Genomic DNA, 19,008 nt, shown 5'->3' on the forward strand with positions numbered 1-19,008 from the left:
AGTTCGAAGCGCGGAGCGTACGCAACTCATGCGTCGCATTGAATAGCGCAGTGTGTGCAAACAACTCACGGCTGTTTCCATGCGCGCGGCGTAACGGGGTTTAAAGCCGCCGCGTGCGACAGGTCTGCGCGGCGCATCCCGCGCAGTGCTGGCAGCGCTTTTTATTCGTGGCTCACGTGTCAGGCGCAGTCATCGTTTCGATGACTTTATCGAGCGCTTCGCCAAGAGCGAGCTTCTGTTTCTCGTCAAGGCAGTTGAACAGATCGCCGTTCCATTTGCGCGCAATCGGCATGACCCTGCGATACAACGCGCGGCCCTCGGGCGTGAGCGACACGAGTACGACGCGGCCGTCTTCCACACTCGCTTCGCGTTTGACGATCCCCTGTCTGATCAAAGCCTCGGCGGCGCGACTTGCCTGGCTCTTGTCGAGATTGGCATGCCTCGCGAGTTCCATGATCGAGAACGGTCCAAACGATCCCACCGACGCGATCACGCGAGCCTCCGGCAGCGTCACGCCGAGCTTGTCCTGGTAACGCTCGCTGATACCACGCTCCGCGAGCTTGTTGAGTACATGCAGACGATATGTGAGGAGCTGTTCCAAGCCGGCTTTGGCGGAGTCCTTCATGGTCTTCCCGTGATGAGTGACGCGGTTGTGGCGCTGTGATTGTTGCCGCAACCATGCCACCGGGTCAACGCGCGCCGTACTTCAAACGCGTCAGTTGTTCGGCCTCATCCGCCAGGAGACGTGCAGCGTCGCGAATCGCGAATTCAAGCGTGATTGGTCCAGGGGCCGGCGAGAAGCAACCACTGAAATATTCGGCTAGACGCGGCAGTGCTGCGGAGTCCACGGCGCCCGATAGCAGCGTGGCCGGCACACCTGCAGACTGCGCATGACGGCATGCGATGAAAGGCGCCTTGCCGTGCAGCGTTTGCACGTCGGAGCGTCCTTCGCCGGTGATCAACCAGTTCGCACCTTGTAGTGCCGCGTCGAGGCCGATCTGCCGCGCGACCGTTTCCGCGCCTGGCTCGAACTGCGCGCCAAGCATGTGCAACGCAAAGCCGAGTCCACCTGCGGCGCCCGCGCCGGGAAGGTCGCGAGCCGTGCGCCCGAGCGCTGGTTCCAGCAGATCGGCGAAGCGGGCGAGGGCCGCGTCGATCGTGGCGACCTGCTCCGGGGCGACGCCTTTTTGCGGGCCGAAGACCGCAGTCGCCCCATGCTCACCGGTCAATGGATTGTCCACATCGGACATGCCGATGAACTGTGTGTGCTCGAGCCGCGCGTCGAGTTGTGAAACGTCGATCCGTGCAACGCGCGCCAGTTGCTCGGGCGTCGGCTCCAGCTCCCGATCTTGCGCGTCGAATAGTTTCAGGCCGAGACCCGCCAGCAGACCCGCACCGCCGTCATTGGTGCTGCTGCCGCCAAGTGCAATGAAAAACCGCCGCACTCCTGCGTCGAGCAGCGCGCTGATTGCTTCGCCCATCCCACGTGTATTGCGCGCCTGAACCGGTACGCCCATACCAATCGAGTCTGTGATGCCGACGATCTCCGCGGTTTCCACGATTGCGCTGCCGTCGGCGAGGACGCCCGTCAGTGCTTCGCGCACTGGGCCTGCCGCGCCGCGCACAGTCAGCTTGCGGCGCTCGCCGCCGCTCGTCAGCATCGCGTCGAGCGTACCTTCGCCGCCGTCCGCCATCGGACAGATGCGTACCTCGGCGTCCGGGCGCGCGCGCTGCACGCCCGACGCGATCGCCTGCGCGACCTGTTCGGCACCAAGCGAGCCTTTGAACGAATCCGGGGCAACGACGACGACAGGCGAGGACGGCGAATTAGGCATGGTGTCTCTGAATGGTTGGAGTAGTACCGTAGTACCGGGCGGGGAATGCCGCTGGCGAGGCGGGCTGTTCAGCGCATGCAGCGCAGCCCCCGAGGCGCGTTCGCTAGCTTAGCAGCATGGTCGCTTCGACTGAATATGCCGAACGGCATAGCCGGCATTGTCGTGCGTCGTGAGGCGTGGTGCAGCAGTGCGGGCTCGTCGGGCGGGCTGCGTCTTGGGAGAAGCGCAAAACCGCTGAAAAAAGCGCCTGAAACGGCTCTGGATGCCGATAAAAATAGGCGCAACCGTCGAATCCCGGTTAGCCGCGCAAATAGTTTGCTAAAATATTCGGCTCTTTGGACTCAACCGTGCTGCCGGTGGCCTGCAAGCCCGCGGCGCAGGCGCGCAAATGCGGCACGGAGAAGATAACTGAATTCGCTCGAATAATTTTAGGACGATTGAAGCCATGGCTAACGTTGTTGAAAACCTCGGCAAGCTCGAACGCCGCGTAACGATTTCCCTGCCGAAGGACGCCGTGCAGAAGGAAGTGGACTCGCGTATCCGTCAACTCGCGAAGAACGTGCGCATGCCGGGTTTCCGCCCGGGCAAGGTGCCGCTCAAGATGGTGACGCAACAGTATTCGGGCCAGGTGGAAGCTGAAGTGCTGAGCGACAAGGTCGGCAAGGAATTCTTCGACATCAGCCGCGCCGAAAACCTGCGCGTTGCAGGCCAGCCGAGCTTCGCACCGAAGGCCGACGCTACCGAGGGCGATTACGCTTTCGACGCGACCTTCGAGGTCTATCCGGAAGTGAAGCTGGGCGACGTCGCCACGGCTGAAATCGAGCGCACCACGACGACCATCAGCGAAGCGGAAATCGACCGCACGCTCGAAATCCTGCGCAAGCAGCGCGTGCATTTTCACGCTCGCGGCGAAGCCGGCGAGCATGGCGACGGCGGCGGTGACACGGCGGCCAAGGAAGGCGATCGCGTGTCGGTCGACTTCGTCGGCAAGATCGACGGTGAAGTGTTCCAGGGCGGCAGCGCCGAAGACTTCGCATTCGTGCTGGGCGAAGGCCGCATGTTGCCTGAATTCGAAAAGGCGGCTACGGGCCTGAAGGTCGGCGAAACGAAGGAATTCGATCTGGCGTTCCCGGCCGATTATCACGGCAAGGACGTAGCCGGCAAGACGGCGCAATTCACGATCACCATGAAGAAGATCGAGTGGCCGCACCTGCCGGAAATCGACGCAGAATTCGCGAAGTCGCTCGGCATTGAAGACGGCGACCTGACCAAGATGCGCGCCGAGATCAAAGACAATCTGGAGCGTGAAGCGAAGCGCCGCACGCAAGCCATCGTCAAGAATCAGGTCATGGACGCGCTCCTGAAGATTTCGGAACTCGACGTGCCGAACGCACTGATCGAGCAAGACCAGGAGCGTCTCGTCGCAATGGCGCGTCAGGATCTGGAGCAGCGCGGCGTGCCGAACGCTAAAGATGCGCCGATTCCTGCCGCTATGTTTAAGGAACAGGCCGAGCGCCGCGTCAAGTTGGGTCTCGTGCTGGCTGAGCTGGTGAAGGCTAACGACCTGCAGGCAAAGCCGGAGCAGATCCGCGCAGAAGTAGACGAATTCGCGAAAAGCTACGAAGACCCGAAGGAAGTCGTCCGCTGGTATTATTCGAACCAGCAACGTCTTGCTGAAATGGAAGCGTACGTCGTTGAAGCGAACGTCGTCGAATTCGTGCTGAGCAAGGCCAAGGTGACGGACAAGGAAGTGAGCTTCGAAGAACTGGCAAGCGCAACGGCGCAAGCGTAAGCGTCGCTGCAACGGCGTGCCGGCTGTCGGAGCGACGGCCCGCACGCCGTTTTTTTGTGCTGTTTTTGTGCGGTTTGTGTGCACTTGAATACGAGCTGGTCGACCACACCTGTCTAGCATCAAATATTTAGAATATTTCCAGACAAGGATCCATTGCATGACCTTTCGCGCCCAAATGCTGGACACGTTGACCTCCCAGTCGTCCCGGGATCTCGAAGCGCAGGCGCTCGGACTGGTGCCGATCGTCGTGGAAACGAGCGGCCGGGGCGAGCGCTCGTATGACATCTACTCGCGTCTGCTGAAGGAACGCATTGTGTTCCTGGTGGGCGAGGTGAACGACCAGACGGCCAACCTGGTGGTCGCGCAAATGCTGTTTCTGGAAAGCGAGAATCCCGACAAGGACATCTATTTCTATATCAACAGCCCGGGCGGCTCGGTGTCGGCCGGTATGGCAATTTACGATACGATGCAGTTCATCAAGCCGGACGTTTCCACGCTGTGCATGGGACTGGCGGCGAGCATGGGCGCGTTCCTGCTTGCAGCAGGTGCAAAGGGCAAGCGCTTCGCGCTGCCGAATTCGCGCGTGATGATTCACCAGCCGTTGGGCGGCGCCCGCGGTCAGGCGTCGGACATCGAAATTCAGGCGCGCGAAATCCTGTACCTGAAGGAGCGGCTCAATCACCTGCTGGCGCACCACACCGGCCAACCCGTCGAGCGCATTGCACGCGACACCGACCGTGACAATTTCATGTCCGGCGACGACGCGCAAGCCTACGGTCTGGTCGATCAGGTAGCCCACAAACGTCCTTGATCGGGTGGGATTTGCGCCAATTCGGGGCAAATCCCGCGTCTGATCGGTTGTGAAATAATTAAGACTCGTCCGAGCGCCTGCGGCAAACGCCGTCACATTGCTCAACCCGGCCGCGCCTAACTGCGAGGCTGGGGCAAACGGCGTATCATGTAATCGAGTGTCCGGAGGCTCACACATCTATGGCGGACAAGAAAGGTTCTAACAGCGAAAAGCTGTTGTATTGCTCGTTTTGCGGCAAGAGCCAGCATGAGGTCAAAAAACTGATTGCCGGCCCGTCGGTGTTCATCTGTGATGAATGTATCGACCTGTGCAACGAAATCATTCGCGATGAAGCAGCAGGCGCGGGTATCGAGGCGGGCTTGTCCAAGTCCGATCTGCCGAGTCCGCAGGAAATCCGTGAAATCCTTGACCAGTATGTGATTGGTCAGGAACGTGCGAAGAAAATTCTCGCGGTTGCTGTGTACAACCACTACAAGCGCCTGAAGCATCTCGACAAGAAAGACGAGATCGAGCTGTCCAAGAGCAATATCCTGCTGATCGGCCCGACCGGTTCGGGCAAGACCTTGCTTGCGCAAACGCTCGCACGGCTTCTGAACGTTCCCTTTGTCATTGCAGACGCAACCACGCTGACTGAGGCGGGTTATGTGGGCGAAGATGTTGAGAACATCATTCAGAAACTGCTGCAGAACTGCAACTACGAAGTGGACAAGGCCCAGCGCGGCATTGTCTATATCGACGAAATCGACAAGATCAGCCGGAAATCGGACAACCCGTCCATCACTCGCGACGTGTCGGGCGAGGGCGTGCAGCAGGCGCTGCTCAAGCTGGTTGAAGGCACGATGGCGTCGGTGCCCCCGCAAGGAGGCCGCAAGCATCCGAATCAGGACTTCATTCAGGTCGACACCACGAACATTCTGTTCATTTGCGGTGGTGCGTTCGACGGCCTCGAAAAAGTCATCGTCGATCGTACTGAAAAGACCGGCATCGGCTTTGGCGCAAGCGTGAAGAGCAAGCAGGACCGCGACGCCGGCGAAGTGCTGCGCGAAGTCGAACCGGAAGATCTGATCAAGTTCGGTTTGATCCCGGAACTGATCGGCCGTCTGCCGGTCGTGGCCACGCTCGGCAAGCTCGACGAAGCCGCGCTGATGAAAATTCTCGTCGAACCGAAGAACGCGCTCGTGAAGCAGTACCACAAGCTGTTCAACATGGAACGCGTCGAGCTCGAAATTCGCCCGGCGGCGCTACAGGCTGTGGCGCGGAAGGCGATTCGTCGCAAGACGGGTGCGCGCGGGCTGCGCTCCATCCTGGAACAGGCATTGCTTGACGTGATGTACGACCTGCCGCAAATGAAAGGCGTGAGCAAGGTCATCATCGACGACAATGTGATTGACGGCGACGGCAAACCCTTACTGATCTACGAAGACGCGCCTAAAGTCGCGGGTTCGAACTGATCGGCTTTCGGGTACTGCAAAAAGCCGTTCATGGCGACGTGAACGGCTTTTTCGTTTATCGTGTGGTCAGAATGGTTGTTTTCACAATGGAGTCACTGAACCTTCGGAGTCACTGAACTTTTCCCACACGCGGAGGCCTTGCAATAGTTTCTGCTGGCCTCACCTATCGAACGAACTGATTCCACTCATGGGGAAATGAAATGTCAGGAACCCAACTCCTCCCGCAGGAACGCATTACGCTCCCGCTGCTCCCGCTGCGCGACGTAGTCGTTTTCCCGCACATGGTGATTCCGCTCTTCGTAGGCCGCCCGAAGTCGATCAAGGCTCTCGAAGCAGCGATGGAAGGCGGCAAGCACATCATGCTCGTCGCCCAGAAAACGGCTGCGAAAGATGAGCCGACCGAAAAGGACATGTACGAAGTAGGGTGTGTTGCCAACATCTTGCAAATGCTGAAGCTGCCGGATGGCACCGTAAAGGTGCTCGTCGAGGGCTTGCAGCGCGCGAAAACGCTTTCCATCGAAGAACAGGAAACGCAGTTCTCGTGCGAAGTCATGCCGCTCGAACCCGACCACGCCGACAGCGCTGAAACCGAAGCGCTGCGCCGCGCGATCGTGTCGCAATTCGATCAGTACGTGAAGCTGAACAAGAAGATCCCGCCTGAGATCCTGACGTCGCTGTCGGGTATCGACGAAGCAGGTCGCCTGGCTGACACGATCGCGGCGCATCTGCCGCTCAAGCTCGACCAGAAGCAGCACATCCTGGAAATGTTCCCGGTTATCGAGCGACTCGAGCATCTGCTCGCGCAACTCGAAGCCGAGATCGACATCCTGCAGGTTGAAAAGCGCATCCGTGGGCGTGTGAAACGCCAGATGGAAAAGAGCCAGCGCGAGTACTACCTGAACGAGCAGGTCAAGGCGATCCAGAAGGAACTCGGCGAAGGCGAAGAAGGTGCGGACCTCGAAGAACTCGAGAAGCGCATCACGGCTGCCCGCATGCCGAAGGAAGCCAAGAAGAAGGCCGACGCCGAACTGAAGAAGCTCAAGCTGATGTCGCCGATGTCGGCTGAAGCGACGGTCGTGCGCAACTATATCGATACGCTGATCGGCTTGCCGTGGCGCAAGAAGAGCAAGGTCAATAACGACCTCTCGAATGCGGAACGCGTGCTCGACGAAGACCACTTCGGTCTCGAGAAAGTGAAGGAACGCATTCTCGAGTATCTCGCGGTCCAGCAACGTGTCGACAAGGTGAAAGCGCCGATTCTGTGCCTCGTTGGGCCTCCGGGTGTCGGTAAGACGTCGCTGGGCCAGTCGATCGCTCGCGCTACGAACCGCAAGTTCGTGCGTATGGCGCTCGGTGGCGTGCGCGACGAAGCCGAGATTCGCGGTCACCGTCGTACGTATATCGGTTCCATGCCGGGCAAAATTCTGCAAAGCCTGACCAAGGTCGGCGTGCGCAACCCGCTCTTCCTGCTCGACGAAGTCGACAAGATGGGTCAGGATTTCCGCGGCGATCCGTCGTCGGCGCTGCTCGAAGTGCTCGATCCGGAACAGAACCATACGTTCGCCGATCACTACGTCGAAGTGGACTTTGATCTGTCGGACGTGATGTTCGTGGCGACGTCGAACTCGCTGAACATTCCGCCGCCGCTGCTCGACCGGATGGAAGTGATCCGTTTGTCGGGTTACACGGAAGACGAAAAGGTCAGCATCGCGCAACGTTATCTTTTGCCGAAGCAGAAGAAGAACAACGGCCTCAAGGATGGCGAGGTCGATGTGACGGAAACCGCGATCCGCGACATCATTCGTTACTACACGCGTGAAGCGGGCGTGCGTTCGCTCGAGCGTGAAGTGTCGAAGATCTGCCGCAAGGTCGTGAAGATGCTTCTGCTGAAGAAGGCGGAAGGCGCGGTGAAGGTCGACGGCAGCAACCTCGATACGTTCCTCGGCGTGCGCAAGTACGACTTCGGTCTGGCCGCTAAGGAAAATCAGGTGGGCCAGGTCACGGGTCTCGCGTGGACGGAAGTGGGCGGCGATCTGCTGACCATCGAAGCCGCCGTGATGCCGGGTAAGGGCAATGTGATCCGCACGGGTTCGCTTGGCGACGTGATGAAGGAATCCGTCGAAGCAGCGCGCTCGGTGGTCCGCTCGCGGTCGCGTCGTCTTGGCGTCAAGGACGAAGCGTTCGAAAAGCAGGACATTCACATCCACGTGCCTGAAGGCGCAACGCCGAAAGACGGTCCTTCGGCTGGTATCGCAATGACGACTGCGCTGGTATCGGTGCTGACGGGTATTCCGGTGCGGGCTGACGTCGCGATGACAGGCGAAATCACATTGCGTGGCGAAGTGCTGCCGATCGGCGGTCTGAAAGAGAAGCTGCTGGCGGCGCATCGCGGCGGCATCAAGCTGGTGCTGATCCCGGAAGAAAACGTCAAGGACTTGACGGAGATTCCGGACAACGTTAAGAACGCGATCGAAATCGTGCCGGTCCGCTGGATCGACAAGGTGCTCGAACTTGCGCTCGAACGTGTGCCGTCGCCGTTGCCGGAAGAAGAACCGAAGCCTGCCTCGCCCGTCGCGGCTGAGCCGGGCAAAGACTCCGGCGCTACGGATGTCGTGAAGCACTAAGCTTTCAGCAAGATACTTGCTGTGCAAGAAAAAACCCGCGGCCTGAACGGCCGCGGGTTTTTTATTGCCGCACGCTTCGGTAGACACTTGCAACAATGCGCCTGGTGATTGCAGAAAAATTTATGTGAACTGCGGACACAGTACTCGTTGCGCGCGCATCTAATGCATCCGTTATCGGCATTTACGTCGCATGACAAAGAGATCATCGGAATCCGCCAAAATCAGGCTCAATCCCGGTTGACACGTGGGTTTCGGCCAATTCTAATGACTCGGCCCGGCATTACCGCCGGCTAGACGGTGTCAGGCGCTGCAGAGCGCCGTTTCGGTTGTAAAAACATTCTCGGGGGTAGGGATGAACAAGACGGAATTGATCGATCACATTGCGCAGCAAGCGGAGATTTCGAAGGCTGCGGCAGGACGCGCGCTCGACGCAGTGATCGGTGGTGTGAAAGGCACGTTGAAGAAAGGCGGTTCGGTGACGTTGGTTGGTTTCGGCACGTTTGCCGTCGGCAAGCGCACGGCCCGCACGGGGCGCAATCCGCGAACGGGCGATGCGATCAAAATCAAGGCTGCAAAGGTACCTAAATTTAGGCCTGGCAAAGCGCTAAAGGATGCGCTAAACTAATGGGCTTGCTGCTTGAGAAATTGCAGGTTCGTCAGAAAGAAGGGCGGCGAATCTGAATTAACGGTTGCTCGGTTCGATGGTTGTGCAATCGGGCGCGAGGCGGACCATTCAGGCAGTAATAACGGAAGCACAAGAATCATGAAGCCGGGTGCTTAGCTCAGTTGGTAGAGCGGCGCCCTTACAAGGCGTAGGTCGGGAGTTCGAGCCTCTCAGCACCCACCAGTTTCAGATTCTCTTAAAGTGTTTCTGTGCAGTGACGCAGTAAAAGCGCAGTATAAGGAGTGGTAGTTCAGTCGGTTAGAATACCGGCCTGTCACGCCGGGGGTCGCGGGTTCGAGTCCCGTCCACTCCGCCAGTATCCTCGAAAGGCGAACTCCGGTTCGCCTTTTTTATTGCCCGCTGTTGTAAGATCGGGCGTTCTGTTTTTGGCACTCACGCATGCTCGATTTTTTCCGCAATCACAAACGCCTGATGATGTTTATGCTCATCCTCGTCATTGTGCCGGGGCTGGGTTTTGTGGGTATTCAGGGCTTTCGCGGCTTCTTTGACGAAAGTGCAAACGTCGCAAGCGTCAACGGTCACAAGATCACGCGCGCAGAATACGATAATGCGATGCGTCAACAGCTTGACCGCGCCCGTCAAATGCTCGGTGCGCAATTCGACATGAAGGCGTTCGATACGCCGCAACGCCGCAGCGAGATGCTGGACGGCCTGATTGAACAACGCGTGCTCGCCGATGAAACGCAGCGCCTGCACTTGACCGCATCCGACGACGCCGTGCGCCGCACGCTGCTCAACGATCCGGTGATCTCGTCGCTGAAGAACCCAGACGGCTCGATCGACGTCGACCGGTACAAGCAATTGCTTGCCATGCAGGGCATGACGCCCGACCAGTACGACGAGCGCGTGCGTTACAGCATCGCTACACAACAGTTGCCTGCCAGCATTCAGGGCAGCGCGTTTACGTCTAAAACGCTCGCTCAGCATCTGACCGAACTCGCCGAGCAGCAGCGTGAAGTGCAGGGCATTGCCTTCCACCCGCGCGACTATGCCGCGAAGGTGCAGCCCACCGACGCGCAATTGCAGGCCTACTACGACGCACACCGTAACGACTCCGCCACGCCGGCCACGGCGACCATCCAGTATCTGGTGATGTCGCCGGCCACGCTCGCCGCGTCGGTGCAGCCGAGCGACGCCGACCTGAAGAAGTATTACGACGACAACATCGCGCACTACCGCACCGAAGGTCAGGTACGCGCCAGCCACATTCTGATCACCGCGCCGAAAGACGCGAGCGCGGCCGATAAGGCCAAGGCGAAGCAGAAGGCTGAAGAGTTGCTCGCACAGGTCAAGGCGCATCCTGAACAATTCGCTCAGATCGCGCAACAGAACTCGCAGGATCCCGGCTCGGCGTCAAAGGGCGGCGATCTCGGTTACTTCGGGCGCGGCATGATCGCGGGCGGACAGGCGTTCGACGACGCTGTTTTTGCTCTGAAGAAGGACGAAGTCAGCGGCATCGTACAAACGGACTTCGGCTATCACATTGTCAAGGTCACCGACGTGAAGCCGGCCGTGACCAAGCCTTTTGACGAAGTGAAAGACCAGATTTCGAGAGACCTGAAAACGCAACTGGCGAGCAAGGCATTCAGCGACGACTCCGAAGGTTTCACGTCGATCGTCTATGAGAAGGCGAAGAGCCTGCAGCCTGCCGCCGACAAGTACAAGCTGCAGTTGCAGACGGCCACGGTCACTCCGCAGCCCGATCCGAAGCTGCCGCCCGACAGTCCGCTGAATAACGCGAAATTCCTCGCCGCTGTTTTCGCGAACGACGCAGCCGTGGCACGCAACAACACACAGGCAATCGACGTGGGCTCAAACACGCTGATCGCGGCACGCGTCACCGACTATAAGGCTGCAGCGGTGCCGGCGCTCGACGCGATCAAAGACCTGGTGCGTCAGAAGGTCATTGCGGCTCAGTCGAACGAAGCCGCGCACAAAGACGGCATCGCGAAGCTCGCAGAGTTCGAGAAGTCGAAGGCGGCCACGGGTTTCTCGTCGCCGTTGAAAGTATCGCGCAACGACGCGCAAGGCGTGCCTCCCGCTGCGCTCAGCGCAATCTACAAGGCCGATGCGCAAAAACTGCCGGCATACGTGGGCGTTGATCTCGGTGATGACGGTTATGCCATCTATCGTGTGAACGCCGTCGTCGCAGGCACGGCGGTGGAACCGCAGCGTCTCGCGGCGGCGCAGCAGCAGATCGCGCAGGTGGAGTCGCAGTCCGAAGTGGAGGCCTACGTTCAGGCGTTGCGTGCCCGGTCGAAAGTAAAACTGTACGGCTCGCTCGAGAGCAGCAACGCGCAGGCAAGCGACGAGTAAGCTTTCCGGGGAACGCTCGTTTGCGCGTCGTTGTTCGCGGCGCGCCTAGCTTGCACCTCTCGACTCGCAGCGAATTCACACAAGCCGCGCTGAACGCGCAAACACAAAAAAGCCCCGCAAATGCGGGGCTTTTTCATTTTCTAATCTGTCTCGATCTGTCATTCGGCGAGCTTGAAGCTCACCGAACGATTGGGTCGATCAGAGGGTGGTCATGCTCAGAGGCATGAACTGATCGCGCTGGTGGCGTCGCTGCCCGCTGCTCCGTTCGCGCGGAAGCCGACCCACGAGCCCTTGCCGGAGTACGAAGGACGCACCACGGCGGCCGCGCCGTTGGGCGGCTGCTGGCCCGGCACATACACGTCTACAGCCTGATCGTTGGCCAAGGTGTCTTGCGACACGACTTGTTGCTGGGAGCCGTCTGCCCATTTTTGTGCGATGCAGGTCGCAACGGCCTTCGGCGGTTGCTGGCTTTGTCCGACGGACTGAACGCCAGCCGGCGGTTGAGCAGCGCAGGCGGAAATTGCCACGGTCAAAGCGATTAACGGTAAGTATTTCACGTTATCTCCTCATAAGTCGCTCGGTATCGAGCCGGGTCCACGGGATTGCGCAAGCATGAGATCAAGCTCGCGGATCCGTGTTCCCCCTAGTTCCGGAAACAAGCCGACCGCAGCCTTTCAGTGCGACGAACTTGTACGAAGGAGTGGCTTGACAGCGGGCCACACGTTGTTAAGTAGCACTGGCTGTGCCTGCTGCGTCGGATGAATCTGATCTGCCTGGAACATGTCCGGCTTATCGGCAATGCCGGCAAGCAGGAACGGCACTAGCGGCACATTCAGTTGCCTGGCGAGCTGGCCGTATAGGCCATGGAACTTTTGCGTATAGTCCGGGCCGTAGTTAGGCGGTACGTACATGCCCACGAGCACGACCTTCGCGTGGGCCTGCTGAGCCTGCTCGATGATCGTGCGCAGATTATCTTCAGTTGTCGAAAGCGGCACGCCACGCAATGCATCGTTGGCACCCAGTTCGACAATCACGATGCTCGGCTTCAGGCGTTGCATCAGCGCCGGCAATCGGGCCCGCCCGCCGCTCGTCGTATCGCCGCTAATGCTTGCATTGGCGACGCTATAATCGATTCGCTCCTGGGTGAGTCGCTGGCGCATCAACGCGACCCAGCCGGTGTCGCGGGGCAAGCCGTATTCAGCAGAGATGCTGTCGCCAAGTACGACGATCACCGGTTTGGCCGCTTCGGGCGCATTGGCTGCGCGAACCGCGAAGGTCGTCGAAAAAAGGGCGGCCGTCACTATAACCGAGCCCCTTGCCACCGAGCTCGTTGCCGAAGTCAGTGCATTCGCGCGAAGCTTCATGGCGCGCACTTTCAACCTACGCTTCACTATGCTAAACAAAACTGATCCAGTCATTGAAGTGCGGGGTTTGTGCAAGAAGGTTAAGGATGCGACGGGCGAACTGACCATTCTCGACAACATCGATCTGGCTATCGAAGCAGGCAGCAGTGTCGCGATAGTCGGCGCATCCGGGTCGGGCAAGTCTACGCTGCTTGGACTGCTCGCAGGATTGGACAGCGCGAGTTCGGGCTCGGTTCGGCTACTTGGCCGCGAGCTCACCACATTGAACGAAGACGAGCGCGCGGCATTGCGCAGCGGCTCGGTCGGGTTCGTTTTCCAGTCGTTCCAGTTAATGCCGCATTTGACGGCGCTCGAAAACGTCACGTTGCCGCTCGAGCTGCAAGGCGGTATCGGTACACGTGAAGCCGCACTGCGCGCGCGCGGGCTGCTCGAACAGGTTGGCCTCGGCCAGCGCACCAGCCATTATCCGAAGCTGCTGTCGGGCGGTGAGCAGCAACGCGTCGCACTGGCGCGCGCGTTCGTGACGCATCCGGCCATTCTCTTCGCCGACGAACCGACGGGTAGTCTCGACGCCGCGACCGGCCACGCAGTAATCGACCTGATGTTCCAGATGAATCGCGCAAACGGTGCAACGCTGATTCTGGTCACGCACGACGTGGAACTGGCGCGCCGCTGCGATACGACCGTAACGATAGAAGCGGGACGTCTCGCCTGACGCACAGGCTCCTCAGGGTTAGACATACACCGACGCAAAAAAGCGGGCCACAAGTGGCCCGCCATGTACTTTGCCCAGCACTTCGCCCTGTGCTTCACTCAGCGCCAAACGCTGCACGCCGCCGGTTATACAGCCAACCGGCGTTCAAGTGTCAACGCTTCAAAGCGGCCCGCGCCCTTGCGATCAACGCGGAGGTCGACGAATCGTGTTTCTTTTCGTCGACGCTGGCGGCCGTCAGATCGGCCTCGACCACCTTGCCGAGAATCTTGCCTAGTTCGACGCCCCATTGATCGAACGGATTGATGTTCCATACCGACGCCTGTACAAGCACCTTGTGCTCGTAGAGCGCGATCAGCGCGCCGAGTGAACGCGCCGTGAGTGCTTCGACCAGCAGCGTGGTGGTCGGCCGGTTGCCCGGAAACACCAGGTGCGGCGCCAGTTCCGGCTTGTCGGGACCGGCGACCTTTTTCGCTTCTTCGAGCGTGCGGCCGAGCATCAATGCTTCGCTTTGCGCGAAGCAGTTGGCGAGCAGCTTCGGATGATGGCTCACGAGCGGATGCTCTGGCGTCAGCACCGCAATGAAGTCGATCGGGACAATGGTCGGACCTTGATGCAGCATCTGGAAAAACGCATGCTGACCGTTCGTACCCGGCTCGCCCCACGTTACCGCGGAGGTCGGATAGTCGACCATTGCGCCGTCGAGACGCGCCGATTTGCCGTTGCTCTCCATTTCCAGCTGTTGCAGATACGACGGAAGGAAGTGCAGCGCCTCCGAGTACGGCGCGACGAGATAGCTTTGCGAGCCGAAGAAGTTGCGATACCAGATGCCGATCATGCCCAGCAGCACCGGCAAATTCTTTTCGAGTGGCGCGGTGCGGAAATGCTCGTCCATTTCGTTCGCGCCGGCCAGCAACTCGCCGAACTGCTGCGGCCCGACCGCGATCATGATCGACAGACCGACCGCCGACCACAGCGAATATCGGCCGCCTACCCAGTCCCACATCTCGAACACGTTCTCTTTCGCAATGCCGAACTTGACGACTTCCGAAGGATTCGCCGACACACCGACGAAATGCCTCGCCAGCGCATTTTCGGGGCAGCCCTTTTCCGTGAACCAGTCACGCAGCGAACGCGCGTTGGTCATGGTTTCGAGCGTCGTGAACGTCTTCGAAACGATGATGGCGAGCGTCTCTTCGGGGTCGATCTGCTGCATCACGTTGTAGAGATCGGCACCATCGACATTCGACACGAAGTGCGTGGTGATTTCCGGCGTGGCCAGATGATGCAGCGCGTGCACGACCATCTTCGGCCCGAGGTCCGAGCCGCCAATGCCGATGTTCACCACATGGCGAATGCGTTTGCCCGTGTAGCCGGTCCAGGCGCCGCTCCGCACCTGATCGGCGAACGCGGCCATTTTCGCGCGTTCGGCTTGCACCTGCTGATGGAACGGCGCATTGGGGTTGCTCGCTCGCAGCGCGGTGTGCAACGCGGCACGGCCTTCAGTGGGATTGACGACTTCGCCCGCGAACATCGCGTCGCGACGTTTTTCGACACCGGCTTCGCGCGCGAGTTGCACGAGCAGCTTCAGGGTTTCGTCGGTGATGCGGTTCTTCGAGAAGTCGGCGGCGATGCCGCCGCCCGCGAACGCAAAGCGCTCGGCACGCGTCGGCGCGGGGTCGTTCCCGGGAGCGAACCAGTCGCGCAGATGTGCATCGCGGATCTGCTCGTAGTGCGTTTGCAGAGAGGACCAGGAGGGGAGCGAATTCTGGGTCATAGCGTCCGTCTAACCAAGGGGCACAAAGAAAGGCGCGCGCGAGGCGCCGCCGAGAATGATGCAACGATGCTGTTAGAGCGAGGCAGCACGAAGGCAGCACGGCTGCGTTCGCGGTGAGTCTTGAGCGCCCGCGCAGTCGTGAACGCCGGTTGATTCCGCCGCGTTTTGCGAGTGGCTCGCTACGAACCGCCACGCCGACAGGCAGTATGCGCGCAGCAAGCGCGCTCAGTTCGCGTGCGGTCCGAACGCGGCCGCAGCTTCGACCGGTCAGCGCAGTTGCTCACGCACTCCTCACTCGATTACTCAGTATAACGGCGTTGCGTCACAGGCGGCAGCGCTTTGACACAAGCCGCGCCGGAAGCCGGCCACCCGATTCGGCCAATATCGCACCATACCGCTCGATACCCAACATCACGATTGCGCCGATGGATAAAACATGCGGTTCAACAAGCTGCGCACCATCGGCGCAAGTTCGCCAGCCGTGAGGCCGGCGGGACCGTCACCTTGCGCGCTCAGCGTGTCGGCGGCGAGGCCGTGCAGGTAGACGCCGGCCAACGCCGCCTCGTAGCCCGGCAAGTGCTGCGCGAGCAAAGCGCCGATCAGGCCGCCGAGAACGTCGCCGGTGCCGCCTGTCGCGAGCGCGGCATTTCCGGTCGGGTTGATCGTGAGACGGCCGTCGGGGGCCGCGATCACCGTGCCGGTGCCCTTGAGCACCACCACACTCGCAAAGCGCGCGGCGAGAGCGCGCGCCGCGGCGAGGCGGTCGCGCTGCACGCGGACCACCTCGGTGCCAAGAAGGCGTGCGGCTTCGAGCGGGTGCGGCGTGAGCACGCAGGGATCGCCCTGCACGCCTCGCGCGGTAACCGCCACGGCCAACGTGGAGTCTTTCGAAATCAGATTGAGCGCGTCAGCGTCGAAGAGCTTCGGCACATCGAGTTGCAGCACATCGTGCAACACACGCGTGGCACGCTCGCCGTGGCCCATGCCGCAGCCGAGCGCCAGCGCATCCATCTTGTCGAGCGGCAATTCGTCGACGGCATGCAACATCAGTTCGGGATGCGGTGGGTCGTAGGGCGGGGCGCCGGCGCCGAGCAGCGCGACGTGGACCTTGCCCGCCCCGGTGTAGAGCGCCGCGCGCGCCGCGAGAATCGGCGCGCCGCACATGCCCGTGTCACCGCCAACCACGGCGAGGCTGCCGAACGTGCCCTTGTTGGTCGCGAAATCGCGCGGCGGCAGGAACGAGCCAAAGAGTTCTGGCGCGTTCAGTTGCACCGCCGTGCGCGCGCTGCAGTCGACGCCGATCGGCGCGACTGTCACCGAGCCGGCAAGATCGCGGCCTTGCGCCGTGAAGAGGCCCGGCTTGCCGGCGATGAAGGTAACCGTGTGGGTCGCGCGCACGGCTGCGTCGCCGTCGCCGTCACCGACGATGGTGCCCGTGTCGCTGTCGAGGCCGCTCGGCACGTCGAGCGCCAGCACGCCGCCGGTGTGCGGCCGGCTTTGGGCGCGTTGCGAGAGGTGCCGCGCGGTCGCGGCGAACACGCCTTCCAGTGGCCGCGCGAGGCCAATGCCGAACATGCCGTCGACGAGCCAAGTGTAGCCGTCGAGCGAGGCGGGCGGCGCGGTGGCGATCGCGACGCCGGATGCGCGTGCCGTCGCGAGCGCCCAGCGGGCGTCGTCCGGTTTCACTTCCACGGGCATGCATAATTCGACGGCGATGCCGGCCTTGTGCAGCTCCGCCGCCAGAATCAGCGCGTCGCCGCCGTTGTTGCCGGGACCGGCTATCAGCCAGACGCGCTGCCTGGATTTTTCGACCGACGTGTCGCGGGTGATCTGTTCGAGCAGGAAGCTGGCTGCCGCCTTGCCGGCGCGGTCCATCAGCGTGTGCTGCGGCAGCGAAGCGGCGGCTTGCGATTCCGCGATCCGCAGGTCGGTCAGCGTCAGCAGCGGGAGGGCGCGGTTATGCGGGCGAATCAGTGTCGGCGGCGTGAGGTCGGTTTCTGTCATGGCGAGGCGGGCGGTCACCCTTGCGCAGGGTGCGAAAGCGTCTGGAATCGCTATGGTAGTGCCGATGTGCGCCCAATGCGTCGATTCCGGCGCACCTGCTGTTACCTGAACCGGTCCGCCCGCAGCGCGGCGAGCGTTTCGTCGGGCAGATCTGGCGCCTGGCCCGCGACCAGATCGGCAATCAGCTTGCCCGCTCCGCACGCGAGGCCCCAACCCGTGGGCCCGTGGCCCACATTGACGAAAAGCCGCGGATGCAGCGCATTGCCGACCACCGGCAAGCCGTCGGGCGACAGCAGCTTGATGCCTTCCCACGGCAAGGCCGCGGAGATACGCGCCGCGCCCGGAATCCAGTCGTGTGTCGCCTGGCCCAGCAGCGCCAGCGCTTCTTTCGTCAGTGCTTCGCCGAGCGGCTTGTCGATCAGATTGGCGCCTTGCAAGACCGCACCGCCGGCAATGCGCAAGCGGTGATTCATCCGGCTGATCCCAATCCGCTTGATCGCGTCGACGATAGCGACATGCGGCGCACATTCCTCATGCGCGATGGGCGCGACAAGCGTGTGCACGCGCAGCGGATGCAGAGGCAAGGCAAGGCCGAGGCGTTCGAGCAACGCGAGGCTGCCGTAACCGCCGGCGACCACGATCGTGTCCGCGTGGATTACATCGACTTCGCGTGACCGGGACGCCGCGCCCGGCCGAGGCGCGAGTTCGACCGCGGCGCGCTGGCCGTCGAGGCGGATCGCCGACACCTCGCAGCCGAGCATGAATTGCACGCCGCCCTGGGTGTCGAGCGTCTGCTTGATGAGCTTCGTGAAAAGCGGGCAATTGGCGGTTCGCTCGTGTTCGAACAGAACGCCGCCCGCGAATTCCGGTTCGGTGCGCACCGAATGCTCGTACGCCGCACATTCGGCGGGGCTCAGCACATGATGCGGCACTTCGTAGAGCGCCAGCAGCCCGAGCGCGGGCTGCAACTGCTGCCACTCCTGAGCGGAACGGACCAGATACAGCAGACCGCTCGCCTGTTCGAATTCGAAGCCGAAACGCGCTTCCATGTCGGCCATCGCCTCGCGCGACAGTTCGATAAGCGGGCGCAACAGCCGGTATTGACGACCGAACTCGTCCGGCTCCTGCAATTCGGCCAGTTTCTTCACGAACTGGCGCGCCGGCCCGTTGAATCCGGGCTTGCTGAGCACGCCGTTTTTCGCATTCTGCCGGTTCGCCATGAAAGTCGGGCCGAACCAGACGTCGAGCGGGGTGGGCAGGACCGTGCCGCCATGTCCATAGGTCGCGCCCTGCGCGACGGTGGCGTGGCGCTCGACGACGCATACACGGTGGCCCGCGGCGCGTAGCTGATAAGCGGTGGCGACGCCCGCGATCCCGCCGCCAATGACGATGACATCCATTGTTCTGATTCGATTTGCCGGGCGGGGGCCGTTGTGCGGGCCCCGCTAGGCGTGACATGCGGCGCGGCCGGACATGACGCGAAGACACGACCCCGGATCCGATCCGGGCAGGACTCGCGGCATACTGCCGGCGGCAAGGCCAGAACCTTGCTCGCGCCGATCTGATGAAAGGGCGAATGATAGCAGTCAACGCCCGCGCATGGTCACGCGCGGCGCTGCGCAGGCGTCGCCCGACAC

The 19,008-nt window shown here is 61.3% G+C and carries 14 protein-coding genes and 2 tRNA genes; 9 read left to right on the plus strand and 7 right to left on the minus strand.

Features of this window, described 5'->3' with window-relative positions:
- Positions 1-172: 172 nt before the first annotated feature.
- Both OH764_RS07335 and OH764_RS07340 read right to left on the minus strand, forming a co-directional pair.
- Positions 173-625: a MarR family winged helix-turn-helix transcriptional regulator gene (locus OH764_RS07335; protein ID WP_020065903.1), complete on the minus strand. Its 453-nt coding sequence runs from the start codon at positions 623-625 to the stop codon at positions 173-175.
- 64 nt (positions 626-689) lie between these two features.
- A complete protein-coding gene (locus OH764_RS07340) occupies positions 690-1,835 on the minus strand; it encodes a glycerate kinase (RefSeq protein ID WP_498848558.1) in 1,146 nt (381 codons plus the stop codon).
- A gap of 445 nt (positions 1,836-2,280) precedes the next feature.
- On the opposite strand from OH764_RS07340, the gene tig reads away from it, so the two are divergent.
- From tig to OH764_RS07380, 8 genes are all read left to right on the plus strand, one after another.
- Entirely contained in the window at positions 2,281-3,627 is a 1,347-nt protein-coding gene (gene tig, locus OH764_RS07345) for a trigger factor (protein ID WP_020065905.1), read from the plus strand.
- A gap of 157 nt (positions 3,628-3,784) precedes the next feature.
- Positions 3,785-4,438: an ATP-dependent Clp endopeptidase proteolytic subunit ClpP gene (gene clpP / locus OH764_RS07350; protein WP_006048927.1), complete on the plus strand. Its 654-nt coding sequence runs from the start codon at positions 3,785-3,787 to the stop codon at positions 4,436-4,438.
- A 179-nt stretch (positions 4,439-4,617) separates the two neighbouring features.
- On the plus strand, positions 4,618-5,889 hold the full coding sequence (clpX, locus tag OH764_RS07355) for an ATP-dependent Clp protease ATP-binding subunit ClpX (protein ID WP_006048928.1): 1,272 nt from the start codon (positions 4,618-4,620) through the stop codon (positions 5,887-5,889).
- 200 nt (positions 5,890-6,089) lie between these two features.
- Positions 6,090-8,513, plus strand: a complete 2,424-nt coding sequence (lon, locus tag OH764_RS07360; RefSeq protein ID WP_498848559.1) for an endopeptidase La — start codon at positions 6,090-6,092, stop codon at positions 8,511-8,513.
- Between the two features lie 352 nt (positions 8,514-8,865).
- Complete coding sequence (locus OH764_RS07365) at positions 8,866-9,138, plus strand: HU family DNA-binding protein (RefSeq protein WP_006048930.1); 273 nt, start codon at positions 8,866-8,868, stop codon at positions 9,136-9,138.
- 146 nt (positions 9,139-9,284) lie between these two features.
- A tRNA-Val gene (locus OH764_RS07370) sits at positions 9,285-9,360 on the plus strand.
- A gap of 56 nt (positions 9,361-9,416) precedes the next feature.
- A tRNA-Asp gene (locus OH764_RS07375) sits at positions 9,417-9,493 on the plus strand.
- Positions 9,494-9,576: 83 nt separating this feature from the next.
- On the plus strand, positions 9,577-11,514 hold the full coding sequence (locus tag OH764_RS07380; RefSeq protein WP_498848560.1) for a peptidyl-prolyl isomerase family protein: 1,938 nt from the start codon (positions 9,577-9,579) through the stop codon (positions 11,512-11,514).
- 215 nt (positions 11,515-11,729) lie between these two features.
- On the opposite strand, the gene OH764_RS07385 is transcribed toward OH764_RS07380, so the two are convergent.
- Positions 11,730-12,071 (minus strand): hypothetical protein, encoded by a 342-nt coding sequence (locus OH764_RS07385; protein ID WP_027804287.1) that lies wholly within the window; start codon positions 12,069-12,071, stop codon positions 11,730-11,732.
- A gap of 117 nt (positions 12,072-12,188) precedes the next feature.
- A complete protein-coding gene (locus OH764_RS07390; protein WP_498848561.1) occupies positions 12,189-12,878 on the minus strand; it encodes an arylesterase in 690 nt (229 codons plus the stop codon).
- A gap of 28 nt (positions 12,879-12,906) precedes the next feature.
- Between OH764_RS07390 and OH764_RS07395 the strand changes: the two genes are divergently transcribed.
- Positions 12,907-13,593 carry an ABC transporter ATP-binding protein gene (locus OH764_RS07395; protein WP_027804288.1) on the plus strand — a complete coding sequence of 229 codons (687 nt, stop codon included), beginning with the start codon at positions 12,907-12,909 and terminating at the stop codon, positions 13,591-13,593.
- Between the two features lie 151 nt (positions 13,594-13,744).
- On the opposite strand, the gene pgi is transcribed toward OH764_RS07395, so the two are convergent.
- The 3 genes from pgi to OH764_RS07410 all read right to left on the minus strand — a co-directional run bounded on the left by pgi (position 13,745) and on the right by OH764_RS07410 (position 18,771).
- A complete protein-coding gene (pgi, locus tag OH764_RS07400; RefSeq protein ID WP_498848562.1) occupies positions 13,745-15,367 on the minus strand; it encodes a glucose-6-phosphate isomerase in 1,623 nt (540 codons plus the stop codon).
- A gap of 411 nt (positions 15,368-15,778) precedes the next feature.
- Positions 15,779-17,371, minus strand: coding sequence for a carbohydrate kinase family protein (locus tag OH764_RS07405; protein ID WP_498848563.1), 1,593 nt, complete (start codon positions 17,369-17,371; stop codon positions 15,779-15,781).
- 101 nt (positions 17,372-17,472) lie between these two features.
- Entirely contained in the window at positions 17,473-18,771 is a 1,299-nt protein-coding gene (locus tag OH764_RS07410) for an FAD dependent oxidoreductase family protein (protein WP_498848564.1), read from the minus strand.
- Between the last annotated feature and the right edge of the window lie 237 nt (positions 18,772-19,008).

Source organism: Burkholderia sp. M6-3 (assembly GCF_050858985.1).
Classification (GTDB): domain Bacteria; phylum Pseudomonadota; class Gammaproteobacteria; order Burkholderiales; family Burkholderiaceae; genus Paraburkholderia; species Paraburkholderia caledonica.

Bases quoted from the DNA above. Each gene is read 5' to 3' on its own strand.
- OH764_RS07335 (WP_020065903.1), bottom strand. From the start codon at position 625: ATGAAGGACTCCGCCAAAGCCGGCTTGGAACAGCTCCTCACATATCGT.
- OH764_RS07340 (WP_498848558.1), bottom strand. From the start codon at position 1,835: ATGCCTAATTCGCCGTCCTCGCCTGTCGTCGTCGTTGCCCCGGATTCG.
- tig (WP_020065905.1), top strand. From the start codon at position 2,281: ATGGCTAACGTTGTTGAAAACCTCGGCAAGCTCGAACGCCGCGTAACG.
- clpP (WP_006048927.1), top strand. From the start codon at position 3,785: ATGACCTTTCGCGCCCAAATGCTGGACACGTTGACCTCCCAGTCGTCC.
- clpX (WP_006048928.1), top strand. From the start codon at position 4,618: ATGGCGGACAAGAAAGGTTCTAACAGCGAAAAGCTGTTGTATTGCTCG.
- lon (WP_498848559.1), top strand. From the start codon at position 6,090: ATGTCAGGAACCCAACTCCTCCCGCAGGAACGCATTACGCTCCCGCTG.
- OH764_RS07365 (WP_006048930.1), top strand. From the start codon at position 8,866: ATGAACAAGACGGAATTGATCGATCACATTGCGCAGCAAGCGGAGATT.
- OH764_RS07380 (WP_498848560.1), top strand. From the start codon at position 9,577: ATGCTCGATTTTTTCCGCAATCACAAACGCCTGATGATGTTTATGCTC.
- OH764_RS07390 (WP_498848561.1), bottom strand. From the start codon at position 12,878: ATGAAGCTTCGCGCGAATGCACTGACTTCGGCAACGAGCTCGGTGGCA.
- OH764_RS07395 (WP_027804288.1), top strand. From the start codon at position 12,907: ATGCTAAACAAAACTGATCCAGTCATTGAAGTGCGGGGTTTGTGCAAG.
- pgi (WP_498848562.1), bottom strand. From the start codon at position 15,367: ATGACCCAGAATTCGCTCCCCTCCTGGTCCTCTCTGCAAACGCACTAC.
- OH764_RS07405 (WP_498848563.1), bottom strand. From the start codon at position 17,371: ATGACAGAAACCGACCTCACGCCGCCGACACTGATTCGCCCGCATAAC.
- OH764_RS07410 (WP_498848564.1), bottom strand. From the start codon at position 18,771: ATGGATGTCATCGTCATTGGCGGCGGGATCGCGGGCGTCGCCACCGCT.